This window comes from Cyanobium sp. ULC082 (assembly GCF_977927535.1).
On sequence record NZ_OZ376398.1, the window covers coordinates 546,183 to 561,542 of the forward strand.

At 59.7% G+C, this 15,360-nt stretch carries 13 protein-coding genes; 1 reads left to right on the forward strand and 12 read right to left on the reverse strand.

Annotation, left to right across the window (positions count from 1 at the left end; genetic code table 11):
* From purF to ACXMDY_RS12165, 5 genes are all read right to left on the reverse strand, one after another.
* A complete protein-coding gene (gene purF / locus ACXMDY_RS12145; RefSeq protein ID WP_259702626.1) occupies positions 1–1,431 on the reverse strand; it encodes an amidophosphoribosyltransferase in 1,431 nt (476 codons plus the stop codon).
* 104 nt (positions 1,432–1,535) lie between these two features.
* Positions 1,536–3,908 carry a phosphoribosylformylglycinamidine synthase subunit PurL gene (gene purL / locus ACXMDY_RS12150; protein WP_259702627.1) on the reverse strand — a complete coding sequence of 791 codons (2,373 nt, stop codon included), beginning with the start codon at positions 3,906–3,908 and terminating at the stop codon, positions 1,536–1,538.
* Positions 3,909–3,983: 75 nt separating this feature from the next.
* Positions 3,984–4,835 (reverse strand): RNA methyltransferase, encoded by an 852-nt coding sequence (locus tag ACXMDY_RS12155; protein WP_259702628.1) that lies wholly within the window; start codon positions 4,833–4,835, stop codon positions 3,984–3,986.
* 4 nt (positions 4,836–4,839) lie between these two features.
* On the reverse strand, positions 4,840–6,024 hold the full coding sequence (dnaN, locus tag ACXMDY_RS12160; protein WP_259702629.1) for a DNA polymerase III subunit beta: 1,185 nt from the start codon (positions 6,022–6,024) through the stop codon (positions 4,840–4,842).
* The gene (locus ACXMDY_RS12165) at positions 6,021–6,566 is read right to left on the reverse strand and encodes a hypothetical protein (RefSeq protein ID WP_259702630.1); all 546 of its coding nucleotides are present in this window, start codon (positions 6,564–6,566) and stop codon (positions 6,021–6,023) included. The genes dnaN and ACXMDY_RS12165 overlap by 4 nt, the downstream gene beginning before the upstream one ends.
* Before the next feature lie 15 nt (positions 6,567–6,581).
* On the opposite strand from ACXMDY_RS12165, the gene ACXMDY_RS12170 reads away from it, so the two are divergent.
* Positions 6,582–7,649 carry a hypothetical protein gene (locus ACXMDY_RS12170; protein ID WP_259702631.1) on the forward strand — a complete coding sequence of 356 codons (1,068 nt, stop codon included), beginning with the start codon at positions 6,582–6,584 and terminating at the stop codon, positions 7,647–7,649.
* Here ACXMDY_RS12170 and ACXMDY_RS12175 read toward each other — a convergent pair.
* The 7 genes from ACXMDY_RS12175 to ACXMDY_RS12205 form a co-directional block, all read right to left on the reverse strand.
* Complete coding sequence (locus ACXMDY_RS12175; protein ID WP_259702632.1) at positions 7,641–8,855, reverse strand: hypothetical protein; 1,215 nt, start codon at positions 8,853–8,855, stop codon at positions 7,641–7,643. The two genes, ACXMDY_RS12170 and ACXMDY_RS12175, sit on opposite strands and share 9 nt — an antisense overlap.
* A gap of 384 nt (positions 8,856–9,239) precedes the next feature.
* Positions 9,240–10,802, reverse strand: a complete 1,563-nt coding sequence (locus tag ACXMDY_RS12180) for an asparagine synthase-related protein (protein ID WP_259702633.1) — start codon at positions 10,800–10,802, stop codon at positions 9,240–9,242.
* A 41-nt stretch (positions 10,803–10,843) separates the two neighbouring features.
* Complete coding sequence (locus tag ACXMDY_RS12185) at positions 10,844–11,164, reverse strand: lasso peptide biosynthesis protein (RefSeq protein ID WP_259702634.1); 321 nt, start codon at positions 11,162–11,164, stop codon at positions 10,844–10,846.
* 83 nt (positions 11,165–11,247) lie between these two features.
* Positions 11,248–11,568, reverse strand: a complete 321-nt coding sequence (locus tag ACXMDY_RS12190) for a PqqD family protein (RefSeq protein WP_259702635.1) — start codon at positions 11,566–11,568, stop codon at positions 11,248–11,250.
* 6 nt (positions 11,569–11,574) lie between these two features.
* Entirely contained in the window at positions 11,575–12,567 is a 993-nt protein-coding gene (locus tag ACXMDY_RS12195) for a phosphoenolpyruvate carboxykinase (ATP) (protein ID WP_259702679.1), read from the reverse strand.
* Positions 12,527–13,756, reverse strand: a complete 1,230-nt coding sequence (locus ACXMDY_RS12200; RefSeq protein ID WP_457767630.1) for a nucleotidyltransferase family protein — start codon at positions 13,754–13,756, stop codon at positions 12,527–12,529. The genes ACXMDY_RS12195 and ACXMDY_RS12200 overlap by 41 nt, the downstream gene beginning before the upstream one ends.
* Before the next feature lie 5 nt (positions 13,757–13,761).
* On the reverse strand, positions 13,762–15,306 hold the full coding sequence (locus ACXMDY_RS12205; protein WP_259702637.1) for an ATP-binding cassette domain-containing protein: 1,545 nt from the start codon (positions 15,304–15,306) through the stop codon (positions 13,762–13,764).
* Positions 15,307–15,360 lie beyond the last annotated feature (54 nt).

Here is a 15,360-nt window from a genome sequence, read left to right on the forward strand (position 1 = left end):
TCAGACTGTGGCGGCAATCCCCGATGGCTCCAGCATGAGTTTGCTGGAGCGGATCTCCTCATCCATCGGGATTGGGTAATTGCCATCGAAACAGGCCGTACAGAAATGAGAGGCGTGATCGTGGGCAGCCTCCAGCATCCCTGCCTGGCTGAGATAGGCCAGTGAATCCACCTCAAGATGGCTGGTGATCTCCTCGAGGGTGAGCCGGGCAGCGATCAGTTGCTCCTGGTTATCGGTGTCGATGCCGTAGAAGCAGGGGTGGGTGACCGGCGGAGAGCTGATCCGCATGTGCACCTCGGTAGCACCGGCATCACGCAGGGCCTGCACCAGCTTGCGGCTGGTGGTGCCGCGCACGATCGAATCGTCGATCACCACCACCCGCTTGCCTTCGAGCACATCGGGGAGGGGATTGAGCTTGACGCGGATCCCGGCCTCCCGCATCGCCTGGGTGGGCTGGATGAACGTGCGGCCCACATAACGGTTCTTGATCAACCCATCGGCATAGGGAATGCCACTGGCCTTGGAGAAACCGATCGCGGCCGGTATACCTGAATCGGGAACCCCGATCACGATATCTGCTTCCACATTGGTTTCCCTGGCAAGCAGCGCCCCGATGCGGTGCCGATAACTGTAAAGAGATTCACCGAAGAAACGGCTGTCAGGGCGTGCGAAATAGATCATTTCAAACACACACAGCTTGGTGGGCTCCTCAATCCAGAGCCGCCGCTTCGGCACCGATTCACCAGCCTGAAAATGAATCAGCTCACCAGGTGCAATGTCACCGTCATAGGAGGCGCCGATGATATCCAGGCCGCAGCTCTCACTGCTCACCACCCACTGACCCTGGTGTTTCTCACCCAGGTGGCCGAACACCAGCGGCCTAACGCCATAGCCGTCCCGGAGGGCGAACAAGCCTTCTGGCGTGCCGATCGCCAGGCTGAAGGCACCACGACACTGACTCACAGCCGCTTCGATCGCGGCATCCCAGCCCTTGCCGCCATCCACCGCCTCCTGGAGGGCGAAGGCGATCAGCTCGGAATCCGTCGTGGAGGTGAACTCGGCAGCCAGGTGGCTCAGGGCCTGCCGCAGTTCAGCGGCGTTGACCAGGTTGCCGTTGTGGGCCAGTGCAAAGGGACCCAGCCGGGTCATCAGCACCACCGGCTGGGCATTGCAGACCTTGCTGCTGCCCGTTGTGGAATAACGGTTGTGGCCGATGGCCAGCTCGCCCGGCATCCGCTCGAGCACATCCTGGTCGAACACCTGGCTGACCAGGCCCATGTCCTTGTGAAGCCTGATCCTGGCGCCATTGAACACAGCGATCCCGGCTGATTCCTGGCCGCGATGCTGCAGGGCGTAAAGACCGAAATAGGTGAGATTGGCCACCGGCTGGCCCGGTGCATAGACGGCAAACACCCCGCAGGCCTCCTCCATGCGGTCGGGTCGCTCAGGGGGATCAGCCCGCTTGGACCGGTGATGCCTGGGGTGCGCAGAAACCACAGGCCCGTTCACCTTGAGATTGCTGCCTGCATTGTGCCTCAGGCTGAGACAGCCAGACGGCGCGGAATGGCCTGTTCGTAGAGAGCGGCGAGTGTGGCCACCTCGGCGTTCAGCACCGGTTGCGTCGCCAGGTTGATGGCCAGCCGACCATCACCCTCCACCTGGCCCAGCCGCATCGCCGGAACCGGACCCACCCCGGACGCACTGAGCAGGTGCTGCCAGGCCGGGAGTTGCCTCTCCGAAACGCTGACCAGCACACGAGCGCCACCCTCGGCAAACAGCAGACGGTCGAGGCGGCTGGCACCGGCCGGCAGAATCAGCTGGGCCCCCAGCCCTGACGCGATGCAGCACTCGGCCACAGCCACCGCCAGGCCACCATCGCTGAGATCATGGGCGGAAGCCACCAGGCCCCGGCTGATCGCCTGCCGCAGCAGACCCTGCAGCCTCCTCTCCAGGACCAGGTCGGTGCGGGGTGGACGCCCGGTGGCCAGACCATGGATGCACTCCAGGTAACTACTGCCGCCAAGGCCGAGGCGATCCTCTTCGGCCCCATCCGCTGTTTCGAGGGGAACGCCAAGCAGCCAGATCGTGTCCCCCGACTGACGCCAGGCGAGGCCGGTCACCTGGGAGAGATCGTGAACCAGGCCCACCATGCCCACCACCGGGGTGGGGTGGATCGGCTGGAGACGGCCATCGCCAAGGCGGGTTTCGTTGTAGAGGGAGACATTCCCACCGGTGACGGGCGTCTCAAGGGCCTGGCACGCCTCGGCCAGGCCGCGGCAGGCCATCGCCAGCTGCCAGTAGCCGGCTGGTGTCTCCGGTGAGGCGAAATTGAGGTTGTCGGTGACAGCCAGGGGTTCAGCCCCGACACAACTGAGGTTGCGAGCCGCCTCAGCCACCGCCGCGATCGCGCCGCGCTCCGGATCCAGCGCCACCCAGCGGTTGGGGCAATCCACCGTGGCGGCCACCCCACGCCGACTGGTCAGGAGGGTCGCAACCCCCTCCTGGGGCCGCAGCCGCAGCACCGCCGCATCGGCACCGCCCGGCAGCAGCACGGTGTTGGCCTGCACCTGCTGGTCGTACTGGCGGTAGACCCAGCGCTTGCTGGCGATGGTGGGGTCATCGAGCAACGCCTCGAGCACCTCGGCCCAGCCCAGGGACTGGCCGGCCCTTGGGCCGCTGTCAGGGGTGATGCCGGCGGCCCCTACAGCGGGCAGCTCGGCCTCGCTCCAGCACCAGTGGCCCTGGATCTCGGCCGGTGGCTCGCTCAGCAGCTCGTGGTGATTGATCGGGGTGTCGTCAGCAAGGGCACTGGCCGGCACTTCGGCTGCCAGCTCGCCGTGCTGCAACACCCGCACCACGTTCTCCTGGAGCACCCGTCCGACCACGGCGGCCTGCAGGCCCCAGCGCCGGAAGCGATCCATCAGGAGCTGTTCACGGCCCGCCTTCACCACGAACAGCATCCGCTCCTGGGACTCGGAGAGCAGGAATTCATAGGCGGTCATTCCCGCTTCACGGGCCGGCACCCGGTCGAGATCGAGCTCGATCCCCAGGCCCCCCTTGGCCGCCATCTCCGAACAACTGCAGGTGAGTCCGGCGGCGCCCATGTCCTGGGCCGCCAGCACATCTCCACTTTTGAACGCCTCCAGGCAGGCCTCGATCAACCCCTTTTCCAGGAATGGATCCCCCACCTGCACGGCAGGGCGATCATCCAGCGAGGCCGCACTCAGCTCCGCCGACGCGAAGCTGGCGCCTCCCATGCCATCGCGGCCGGTGGTGCTGCCCACATAGACCACCGGGTTTCCAACCCCGACAGCGCCGGAGCAGACGATCTCCTCGGTTTCCATCAAGCCAAGCGCCATGGCGTTGACCAGGGGATTGCCCGAGTAACTGGGATCGAATGCCACCTCACCGCCCACCGTGGGCACCCCCACGCAGTTGCCGTAGTGGGCGATGCCGGCCACCACCCCCTCCATCAGGCCCACATTGCGCTCGTCCTCGAGCGGACCGAAACGCAGGGCATTGAGCAGGCCGATCGGCCGGGCCCCCATCGTGAAAATGTCACGGAGAATTCCGCCCACCCCTGTGGCCGCTCCCTGGAAGGGCTCCACCGCCGAAGGGTGGTTGTGACTCTCGATCTTGAAGGCGAGCCGCTGGCCTTCACCCAGATCCACCACGCCGGCGTTCTCACCGGGTCCCACCAGGATGCGGGGGCCGGTGGTTGGAAAACCGCGCAACAGGGGCCGTGAGTTGCGGTAGCAGCAATGCTCCGACCACATCACCCCGAACATGCCCAGCTCAGCGCGATTCGGCTCCCTGCCCAGCCGCCGGACAATCTCGTCGTAGTCGGCCTGGCTCAGGCCCTCCTTGCCGAGGGCCTCGGCAACCGAAAAAGGCTTGGAGGCAAGCACGACACGGCCGTCAAAAGGACCTTCAGTCTGACCGAGGGCGGATCCCGGGCCGGGTCCGATGGCTCACTCCAGGTCTCACACCCAGGGGTCAGGCTCCGGGTCCTGCCGTTGCCGCGGTCGGGCATCCGGCCGAGCCTCCGGTGGATCGGGTTCAGGCCAGTCGGTCTCTTCCCAGTCGTCGAGGGGATCAAGATCCCGGGGTCGGCGGGAACGACGATCCTCCGGCTCCGGGAACTCCGGTTCATCCCAACGGCGGGAATCGGCTGGATCCTCGCCCGCATCCTGCCAGGGGGGCTCTTCAAGCCAGCCCTCCAATCGCTCCTCGAACCGATCCCCCACCTGCTGAAACTGACCGCGCAACCGACTGGTTTCCTCGCTGACCTGATCGCGCCATCGGCGGGAGCGGCGCAGCAGTTGCTGGCGCACACTGGAGCGGGCCAGGGGAAGATCGTCGAGACCCACCAGGGCGGTGGCCACCCGACCCGGTTGTTGATCAACGATGCGTTCCGGCGTGAGCCTCCAGCGGCTGCTGCCCGGCAGGCGGGGATCACTGCGTGCCACCAGATAGTGGAGGATGCGGCCCGTGCGCAGCTCGACTGCCGCATCCACAACGGAGCCGAGCACGGTCCCCTCGGCTCCGGTCAGGGCCGCCTCGAACAGGGTCGGCAAACCATCGAGGATGCTCTGATCGGTTTCGGCCGGCTCTCCATCGACCATGGCCTCGAGCTCGCTGAGGCCGCGCAGCTGATTCAGCCTCCAGACCAGGCGCCGGCCACCGAAGGCCGAAGGTTTGCTCGCCCAACCCAGCAGGCGGTGAACCGGCGGATGCATCCAGCCGACCAGGCCGGCGCCGTGCTCGAGTCCCTGGTCACAACGGACCCGCAATTTCAGGAGATCACTGAGCAGAAGCTCCTGGGGGAGGGCCACGGAATCAGCTGCGAATCTGGATCGGCATCACCAGATAGGTGAAGCTGGAATCCTCCACCGGCACCAGCACCGCCGGCGTGGTGGGGGCATTGCAGCGCAGCTCCACCCGATCGGCCGTCATCGCCTTGAGCCCCTCCAGGACGTAGCGAACGTTGAACGCGATCGCAATCGCCTCACCGTTGACCACGGCGGCGAGGTCTTCGGAACCGGAGCCCACGTCCTGGGCATCGGCACTGATCTCCAAGCGGCCAGCGACCGGATCGCTGCTGATCTTCACCACGTTGTTGTGCTGATCAGCCAACACGGCCACCCGCTCCAGGGCGGTGATGAAGCCTCGGCGGTCGAGCTCCAGGGTCCGGCTGAAGCTGGTGGGAATCAACTGGCGGTAATTCGGATAGGTGCCATCCAGGCTGCGGCTGGTCAGCACCTGGTCGGCCCAGAGAAACACCACCTGACCGCGATCACAGAACAGACTCACCGCCTCCTGAGACTGACGGCCCGAGAGCAACCGCTCCAGCTCGCGCAGGGAGCGGGCCGGAACAGTGACGGAAAAGCCTTCCAAAGGGACTTCGACCTCCAGATCGGCTTCAGGGCTGCCTTCCGCCGGAGCAGCACCGGGCTGGGCGGCGTTCTCCAGACGCAGCACCGACAAGCGGTGACCATCGGTGGCGGCGCATTCCAGACCCTGACGCTCAAAATCCAGATGCACCCCTGTGAGCAGTTGCTTGGCTTCATCACCGCTGCTGGCGAACAGGGTGGCCCGTAACCCCCGCACCAGGGCGTCCACGTTCAACCGGATCGGGGCACCGGTCTGCAGCAGCGGCAGATCAGGAAAATCCTCCGCCGACAACCCCCGCATCTGGTAGCTGCCGGAGCGGCTGGTCAGCTCCACCTGCTCCTGCCCCTCCTCACAGCTGAGCGTGATCGGACTGTCGGCCGCCAACCTGGAAACAATCTCGACGAACAGGCGCGAGGGCAGGGTGATCGCTCCGCTGCTTTCCACGGAGGCAGCAAGACTGGTCTGGATGCCCAGGCTGAGATCAAAGCCGGTGAGACTGAGCCGCCCCGTGCCGGCATCGGCCGTGAGCAGCACGTTGGCAAGAACCGGATGGGTCGGCCGGGCCGAAACAGCCCTGCTGACCAGCTGGAGGCTGGCGCTCAGTTCGCTCTGGGAACAGACCAGCTTCATGGTGTTGCCATCTCCGGGAAGGAAGCCCTCTGGCGGGCCCCACCACGCTTCCACAACAGCGGCCATTCCGCAACGGCAGGAAACCGCAGCTGAGCGCCAGTTCGGCTCCATCCACCCTGCTTTCTACGGTATTTCATGATTGCTTGAAAAAGAATAATCCCTAAGTCGTAGTAGAGGCAGTGGAATTGGCGGAAAAACGTCAGACACCCCATCAGCACAAGGATCCAAGGATTCAGAAATGGGGAAAACCCACAACAACTCAACCCGATCATCCCTTTTTCCACAGTTTCCCCATCTCCGGAAAAACTTCCCCGGAAAAGCGGAGTCAACCCTGGGTATTTTTTCCACAGGAAGGCCGGGATTTTCCCCGACCTCGAAACGGACAGTTGTTCATCTGGTTCTGGCCTGGTGGTTTTTGATAGAATGGCTAACAAGCGCCTTTTGATAGTATGAAGAATTGGGTGATCGCTGATAACGCTGCTGTTGGAAAATTGCTGTGCAAGATTGCATCGATTGTTCTGGATGGCGGCGCTGAGTTCCATCCATCCCTGCGGTTGATGGAAAGCGATGGCTCCATGTGGTTGAGCTGTGATGATTCTTCTCCGATCGCTGCAAATGAGAAGGAAGATTGTTCCCTTGTGCGCATGCCAAGCGAGCTGTTGCTTCCCCTGGATGGGATCAGCTGGGAAGAGCGATCAGATCGTTTGGTTCTGATCACATCTCCTGATCGATTGAGCCCCGTTCAGTGTGAGTTGCTGGATCTCCACATTGAGCTTTACAACGCAACAGGCAAGCTGCCATGGTTTCTGTTGAATCATCCAGATGTCCTGCTTCAAGAATCCCCTTCAATTCTCTCTGCCGTGGGCAGATTGCGGCCTGGGAAGAAAGTTGCCTGGACCACCCATGCAGCTGCTTTCCTCAAGACACGAATGTGTAAATTTCGCCCAACTCCTAAAAATGTGTTAGAAGCACTCGAAGGAGAAATGTCCCAGGAAAGCCAAGGAATTGTTCCGATTATTGATCTCCTTAACAACAAGTATGATGCGCCACGTTTTGCTTTTTATGATCATGGTGGCATCAGTGTGAGGGTGGATCCGTTGCGAGCCTCGTCAGAATGCTTTGCTCACTACTACAAAGGCCGTCACGACGTCCTGGATCTTGCCCTTGGCTCTGGTTACCTGGATCAAAACACCCCCTTTGCCCACTCCGCTCCGGTTGAGGTTCGTGTGCCCGGGTATGGCAGCCTGGCGGTGGAGGGGGTGACAGCCAACAAGCCAACCCATCTGCTGGACCCCCCCCGGGTTCAGTTCACGGATGCTGGATTGAGCCTCAGTCACCTCACCTGCAACATCCACAAGCCACAGGGTCTGCGGGTGGCCCTGGCCCTTGCTCTGCAGGGAGCTTTCCGCGGCAAAGGGCTTCAAGGTTCTGCAGCAGTTGAGCCCATACCCATTGCCGGCTTCCTGGAGGCCTTGGTGGAAGCGAATCAGGCCTTGTTGGCTGATCTGGAGCAGGCGGCTGCCCCCCTCACGGAGCAATGGCCCTCTGCGGATCTGCTGATCCGGGCCTGCAGGCGTCAGGCAGACCTGTTCGAGAAGGGGATGGCTGTTGTCCAGTCAGCCTGAAACTTCGGTGATCAGCTGGGGCTCCAGCAGGGAAAAGCCGCTGTTTCCCTCAAGAAGCATGGGCCCACAGGCTGCGGGAATCCAATCCCAGGCCACCTGATCGATGGGTGGCAGCCTTTGATGCATGGCCACCGAAAGGGAAAGGCAGCTCTGAATCAGGGGAGGCGGATCAGCCAGCAGGCTTTGCCATGCCACCAACTCCCCATGCTCCACGGAGCTTCGAATCGGTTCGGGGGTGGGTAGGGCGATTCCATTCAGGGTCACCAAGGCAAGGGATCCTTCGGCCAAAGGCAGTTCAACCCAGGCGCACTGCACTGTGATCGGAGCGTTGAGGTGATTCTGTTGCGTGATCACCCGAACCACAACGGTGGGAGATGTTGGGGGCAGAATCGATGCTCCTTGCAGGTAGGGCATTGCCAATGCTGGCTCGTTGGACTGCGTCAGGGTGCGCCAGTGATGGAGCAGGGCCCTGGGGTCTTCGCCGTGGGGATCGGCGCCAGAAGACCTGGGTTGAGCTCGGAAAAGCACATGGCTTTGCAGTTGACCGTTGATGGATTGAAACCGCACAACATCCCGGCATGCTGAACCACGCGTTGGCTTGAGAACCACGCCGGAACCATGCAGGGCCTCGGCCCACCAGGGATGGTCTTCTTCTCGGTACGGGAGTTGTGAGTTTTCATCGTCCAGAACCAGGAAGGGAACCCGCCAGCTTGCGTCCGCGAGATCGAGAAGGGCAGCTTTGTCGGCGAGCAATCGGGAGGCAGAAGCGCATTGCTCTGGCCACAAGGCCCGTCGCCGTTGATGCACGGCACTGCTGTGAATTCTGGGAATCCGCTGCTTCAACTGACTCCAGTCCGATACTCCGCAGGCCATCCAGGTTCGGACCTCATCGGGAGCAAAGGCGTTCAGCCAACAAGCCGGCAAGGAAAGCCTTCGAGGCAGGTGAGGTTGTGGTTGATCCAGTTGTGGTTGCCAGAGCTTCCTGGCAGCCAGAAGGGGTGGACGCAAGATCCACCAACCCAGTTGTTGCAGAACCAATGCGCTTGCCTTTGCCAGGCACCAGATGAAGCTGTGTTGCTTTGGTGGTTGAGGAAGACCGTACAATCGAATGGACAAAAAAGACCCGCCACCCATCCAGAGAACGGGTGGCGGGTTGTAAGGAATGCTGACAAAAAAAGCACTAATTCGGAGAAGAATCCGAAACATATCACTTCACGTTTATACCAAAAGAAGTGATGATGAAAAAAGAAAAGCTTTCAAACAAAAAATAAAACCAGTAGCAATGTAATTATGCTACTGGTTTTATTGAAACTGGTTTTTAGAATCCAAAGATTCTTGATTAGGATTTAGGCTTAGCTAGGGCTCTTGACAATTGTTTCACCCGCATCGGCCAAGCCTTTTCCGCCTTCAGTCTGATTGAAGTCGATCGTCTGGATCTGGGGCTTGATCCAAGCAAGCTTATCTGAATTGATGGAGTTAGCTTTTTCCATTGCCTAGGTAGGAGAGTTCTTATTATACATACTCTCCAAATGGCTTCCTGTCAAGCCCTCTCCATCATAGATCCTGAATTCCGCATCAATGGCAGCCTGCTCAGCCAGCAGACAGCTCTGAGCGCTCGCCCTCCAACCACCGCAACCAGAGGGAAACCTTGCGAAGTGCATCCGTTTGATACAATAGAATAATAACTGCTTCGATCCCCTCCGGGGAATCATCCGCATGGACGGCCTCTTCAGCAAGTCGCCAGGCCTCGTCAAGATGCCACCAGCGGTCCAGCAGGGGGTGATGCTCAGCCCGCAGCCTGCTGATCAGTGAGGCCAAGACCCGCTGGCGGATCAGGTGAACCTCCCTGCTCTGCGAGCTCTGCAGGTCGCGCCGCTTCGAGGGATCGCCGCACAGCAATGGCGGCAGAAACGGCCCGAAGGCTTTTCTGGCAACCAGGCGCCCTTGGCCGGCCCGGATGGCATGGCGGAGTGGATCCTGGGCCATCATCGTGGCGATCAGCTGCTCGTTCAACAGGGGGAACTGCTTGCGGATGCCCAGCGCCGCCGCCATGCGGGTTTCCTCTTCGGCTCGCACCGTCACCCAACTGGCCAGGGATCGCCGCCGAATCGACTCCCGCTGGGTCAGGTAACGGTCCCCCTCATAAAAGTAGTCAAGACGCAGGTGGGGCCCGAACAGGGTCCGCCCCTCTTCGCTCAACAGGGCTGCCAGCCAGCCATGAGGTCCCTGCCTCGTTCGGTAGGCGAGCAGGCGTTCGGTTTTTGCTTCGGCCCAGCGGCGGGAGATCAGCCCGGGGGCACGCCCGGCCAGGGCACGAAGGGCCAGCCTGTGGCCACCGCTCCATTGAACCAGGCAGCGCCAACGCCCTGTGGCCACCAGATCGCTGGCCACATTGGCACCGTTGTGACTGAGCCCCTGGTCGCCGCCGAAGCCACTGAACAGCAGCATGCCTTCAGCGATCGTCGGGTCCTTGGAGTGGGAATTGAACTCACCCCGCTGGGGTGGTGCGGAAAGCTGCCCGATCGTCAGGAGCAGCTCGTCGTCGCTGGGCAAACTCCCAACCTGCCAGCCCGGCAGGATCGGGTGAGCCTGATTGGCATCAAGGCCATGGAAATGGCGAAACTCGTTGATCAGGCCATCCTCGCCATAGCCTTCAACGTTGAAGGTATGAAGCCGATCCGGAGTGATGCCCAGGCCTTGGCGCAGGGCTCCGACAATGGCATTGGAATCGATACCACTGCTGTGCTCGCAGCCGATCGGGCCTGAATGATCTTTCAGGGAGCGGCGCAGGCTGCTCAACAGCCCGCCGCGGATCAGGGCATGGAGTTCCTGTTCGGGCAGCGGGCCTGCGCCGCCTGATAGGGGGTCGTAGGCCGTGGCGTTGTAGTGGCCATCGGGGCCCACCACCACCCAGTGGGCCCGTGGCAGCCGTTCGATGTGCCGGTAAGGAGAGCTGGCGGCGGTGATGCTGCCGCTGATCAATCTGCCCAGCCAGGCTGGATTGATGTCATCGATGTGCGGCTTGCCGTGCAGGGCCAGTGCCTCGTCCCAGCTGCGCACCAGCAGGGCTGGACGATCGCTTGAATGGCCGGGTGGCCGGACGGCAAAGATCGGCTTGCGATGAAACGCATCCGTGCGGTAAGTGCCTTCCACAAGGACATCGGAATCCTGAGAATCTGGCGAATGCCCTTCCACTACAAGATCATGAAGTTGCAACCATCTCCTGCAAGCATTCCTGGCGTAAATTCTCTGTTCTCGGCCATCAGCCAGGCATGGGGAACTTTCCCTCTTCCGATGAGGGTATTCATGCCGATATGGATCTGGTTTGGCACATCAATCAGATCAAGCAGGATGCGACCCAGCAGGGCTCTGCTCAGGCAGCTGGAGCCGATCCGCGCCTGATGGCTCCGCTCGATCAGCAGGCTGCGGATTCGGGGAACCAACAATGCCACCGTCTGAGGGGGAAGATTCAGACGAAACCCCTGCCAGGGACGTGTTCTGATCAAGGCGATCAACGAAGATCCTGGCAGCAGTTTCACTAGAATCCAGATGGCATGGTCGGCCAGCTTGATCAGGAAGGAACTGAGCCAGCGCCACCTCACAAAGGATGCACCTCTACCATGCCCTTTTCCAAAGCTTCATTGAGAAACTCTCGTACCTCAGAATGGCAGACGGCTTCATCCACATCGTAGGCATCGAGCAAGGCGGCGAGGATTTTCTCTTCGTTGGTTTTAGAGGCAATCAGATTCCAGATTGCCGAAGCTGAACCATTCAGATTGAGATAGGTTGCCGTTGAAGGATTGAACAGACAGATTTCACCATCAAGCTCTGCAGCGCAAATTGAAGGACTTTGAAGATAGGTATAAAGGCGCTTTGCTTGGCCATCTTCATTGGCGTCTGAAGCTGAACTGTTGGACATTTTTGTTCAAGGAATGGTTGGGTTGAGAAAGTCAAAATCAGCGAGTCTTTCAGGTAGATTGACGATGCCGTGAGGTATGTTAAGTCGAAGATGGGGGATTTTTCTCAGTAATGTGGTGATCGTAAGAAAGTTGCCGCCCTGCATTCCAAGACCTTTCACGAAGAGGGGCCTGTAGACGTTGGCCAACAGCTCAGCCATGACTTGACGATCAGAACCCAGCGGGCTGGAGCTGATGCTGCCCTCGTCAGATCGATCTGCCGGTGCCTCGTCGGGAAGGACATAACAGACTTTGAGGGGAACTCCGGATTGTGCGGAACGGATGAACGATCCCGCGAGCTGAAACTTTTCCACGCCTGCCAGAATGGCGGTCAGTTCGGAATGGTCAAGCCGAAACGCCTCTACCGCATCCTTCCAGAGCTTAATCCGTTGCACGCCAGGTAGCACAACTCCTGCCGGAGTGATGGCTACAAGATCATCTGCAAGGAGATCCCAGCCGGCGCGCATCAATGCAAAAGCCAGGGTGGATTTCCCTGCTCCCGAGTGCCCGAGACAGATGATCGCTTCTCCATTTTTTGTCAAGGCATTGCCATGCATCACCAGCATCTCACGCTGAATCAGAAGCGCTCCCAGTGCTGATCCAAGCAAGAAGGAGCGAATGTCCTGGTCCTGAACATTTGGTGACCAGCGGCTCCAGGCAATCTTGTTGCCATGGCTGATTCGAAAGTAGCCAATATCCTCAATTTCGAGGTGTAGTTCTCCTGGTTGAGCCCTGATTTGTGGCAACTCTGCCCGGATGGGAGCCAATTCTGGCCACTGATCAGGATCCCCTTCTTCGATCACGACGTCAGCCGATACAGGTTCGCATTGAGGTGATGAACCTGAGGCCATTATCGGTAATTCTGGAAGTTCTAGATTGAGGCTCTGGAAGCTCAATCCAAAGGCAAAGTAGATCATTTTCCTATGCTTTGGTGATAACTTCACGCAGATCGTTGGCTGCATTCAGTAGCGTTGAGTTCAGGAGCTCGGGTCTGTTGTGCATGGGTATCTGCAGCGCCAAAGTGAGCCGCTCCCAAAGCTGGGTCTGTAATCCAGGTCGCAAAACCATGGCGGGTGCCTTCCTGGCGATTCTCAAGGCCCCAATCAAGTGACGACCTTTGCTTCCAGGCAGGGAGGTCCATGTCCCTCCCAACCACTGAATTCTAAGCCACATCATCACTCGCCTTCGGATTGATCTCCTTGTTCTGTAGATGAATTGATTTTGCTCGGCCGTCAGAAAAATCAGAGGCATCCATTTGACAAGTTCATCCTCGACTTCGGCACCATTATAGATTTCAACCAGATGGCGGGCAACCCGATCTAAAGAGGGGGCTCCCATGGTGTTCAGCTCGTCCATCACTTCGGTACAGTTGATGCTGGGAGATGTTGAGAGCAAGCGAATATCATGGAGCCCAAGCGGGCCAACTCCCAAATGATGCTTGTAGATATGATGGACAAGAATGTGCAAGTACCGGTAGGTTTCGGATAGATATCGAATTCCTTCGACCCAGCAAAAATAGCGACTTTCAAGATCCCAGAAATCAGTGCGTAGGCTGAAGTCTTCGACTCCCCTTTCAACAGCAAAATACCAGAGTGCCCGATGCAGTTCAATGATAATGCCTAGCGGGTGAAGAAATTTGACTTCATAATTGGCCCAATCGATCGGATCTCCTGGGCTGATTGTATTTGCGATGACCTTACAACCAATGCCTTGAAGCAGTTTTGTGCAATCGGCAAGACGAGCCTCTGGGACCAGAATGTCAAGATCTCGAAGTGGGCGTTGACTCGGATGAGCGTAGACGTGCCATGCCAAGTATGAACCCTTGAGAGCAACCGCTGGGATTCCTGCTGATTCAAATTGCTGACAAACCTGGCACAGGGCCAACCGCTGCAACCTCGCTGTATTGGTCCACAGGACGCGCTGCTTCTCTAGAAAATCCTGTAAATGCTGAGAGCAGTGGCCAAGTGCTTGCTGGCTTGCAAGATTGAATGCCACAAGTGGTCCCAGCCGGTGCTGACCAAGGACGTGAGTTAGTTTTGCTTCGTCGAGAGGGCTCAGGGCGCTGAGCCTGTTCAGTGCCTCCGTCAGAGGCTCACCTCCCGAGGAAAGGCCCATGACAAGTTGTTCGGTTGGCCCCAGTGGCTCAGGCATCAGAATCAAGTCGAGACATTCATGGGATGATTCGCTATTGAATGTCCGAAAAACTCGCTGATGTTGTAAACTTTATCGCAGAGTGCGGCCAGCTCCTTGTCATGACAGGCGATCAGAACCGTTCGTTCGCTGGCCCGTTCGCGAAGAATGGTTCGCACAACATCTGCGGAGCCCTCGTCAAGACTCGCTGTCGGTTCGTCGAGAACCTCGATCGGCCGATCCATCAGCCAGGCCCTGATCAGTCCTAATCGACGTATCTCCCCGCCTGAAAAGCAATCCAGCGAGAGTTGGAGGTCGCAGTCCAGACCCTCCGGTCGTTGAAGCAGACTTTCGAGCCCCAGTCGCTCGAGCCAGGTTTCGATTTCCTTCGTGGCTGGAGGTTTTAGCTGATCGAGTCCGAGCAGGAGATTTTCCCGCAGAGTCCCTTCGAACAGGAGGGTTTCCTGCGGTGCGTAGGACACCAGCGATCTCCACTCGTTCACAGATCGCGGTCCCCAGACGAGAGAATGTCCTTTGTTATCCCGCAACACCCACTGGCTTTCTTCACCGACAAGCAGGCCACTGAACGAGTCAAGCCAGGTGGTTTTTCCGGAACCTGATGCTCCAACGAGCCCGGTAAGGGCATGGCTTTTCAATTCCAGGCTGTTTTCTCCGATCCGCTTGCTGTCCGAACGAACGGAAACCGATGCGATTGAGAGGAGTGACGGCCGTGGGGATAGCTGGGACAACACTGGGTTCGCGGGCTCGGGTGGTTGGCCCAATTGCTTGCGAATCCTGCAGAGTTGTTCATACCCCGGAAGTTGCCCCAGGAACATGCGCCTGGCTTCAATGACGGCACTGGCTGCACCGGCCGCCCGGTAGGTGAGCAGCAATGTCGTGACCGTATCCCGTTGGCCCAGGTCAGAGCGAAACAACACCAGCCAGATCCCAACCACAAGCACCGCCAGCACGTCTTTCAGGCTGCTGAAGATTGTCTGCCGCTGGGTGATTTCAAGCACCAACCTCTGAGCCTGTTCCGTGTCCCTGACGAACCTCTGCATCCACCAGCTCTCTGCGCAGGCGGCGCGAACGGCCTTCAGCCCGTGGAGGCCATCGCCAACGGTCCTCATCAGCACATCGTTGAGCCGGGTTTGCAGCTCCCCCAGCCTGACCGCGTCGGAACGCTGAAATAGGGCCGCCAGGCCGGTGGCCGCCAGACCGAACAGCAGTGGGAGAGATCCCTTGGAGCCAATAGCCAGCACACTCCCGATGTAAACGATCAAGGCGAGAGCGGCCTGAACGGCATCCGTTCCCTTTTGCAAGGCAAAGGTGGTTCGATCAATGTCTTCCACCATCAATCCAAGGATCTCTCCCCGTCCCACATTCTGCAGACGGACGGCTGGCGCATGAAGCACCTGATCCAGAAGGCTGATTCGCAGTTGATCGCCGAACTTGATCAACAGCCGCTGGCGGCTGATCGTCACGAAGGCCTGCAGCACGGCTCTTGCGATCAACACACCCACCAGCAGAACCACAGAAAGCCGGGTCACCTTGTCCTGGGAGAACAGCACCGTGAGTCCGAGGCCGATGCCGGTGACATCCAGCAGGCTCGTGAGTCCCCCCAG

What these genes read in the sequence shown, in the direction of transcription:
- purF (WP_259702626.1), bottom strand. Translation starts at nt 1,431, where the DNA reads ATGGAGGAGGCCTGCGGGGTGTTTGCCGTCTATGCACCGGGCCAGCCG.
- dnaN (WP_259702629.1), bottom strand. Translation starts at nt 6,024, where the DNA reads ATGAAGCTGGTCTGTTCCCAGAGCGAACTGAGCGCCAGCCTCCAGCTG.
- ACXMDY_RS12165 (WP_259702630.1), bottom strand. Translation starts at nt 6,566, where the DNA reads ATGGAACTCAGCGCCGCCATCCAGAACAATCGATGCAATCTTGCACAG.
- ACXMDY_RS12170 (WP_259702631.1), top strand. Translation starts at nt 6,582, where the DNA reads ATGGAAAGCGATGGCTCCATGTGGTTGAGCTGTGATGATTCTTCTCCG.
- ACXMDY_RS12175 (WP_259702632.1), bottom strand. Translation starts at nt 8,855, where the DNA reads ATGTTTCGGATTCTTCTCCGAATTAGTGCTTTTTTTGTCAGCATTCCT.
- ACXMDY_RS12190 (WP_259702635.1), bottom strand. Translation starts at nt 11,568, where the DNA reads ATGTCCAACAGTTCAGCTTCAGACGCCAATGAAGATGGCCAAGCAAAG.
- ACXMDY_RS12195 (WP_259702679.1), bottom strand. Translation starts at nt 12,567, where the DNA reads ATGCAGCCAACGATCTGCGTGAAGTTATCACCAAAGCATAGGAAAATG.
- ACXMDY_RS12200 (WP_457767630.1), bottom strand. Translation starts at nt 13,756, where the DNA reads ATGCCTGAGCCACTGGGGCCAACCGAACAACTTGTCATGGGCCTTTCC.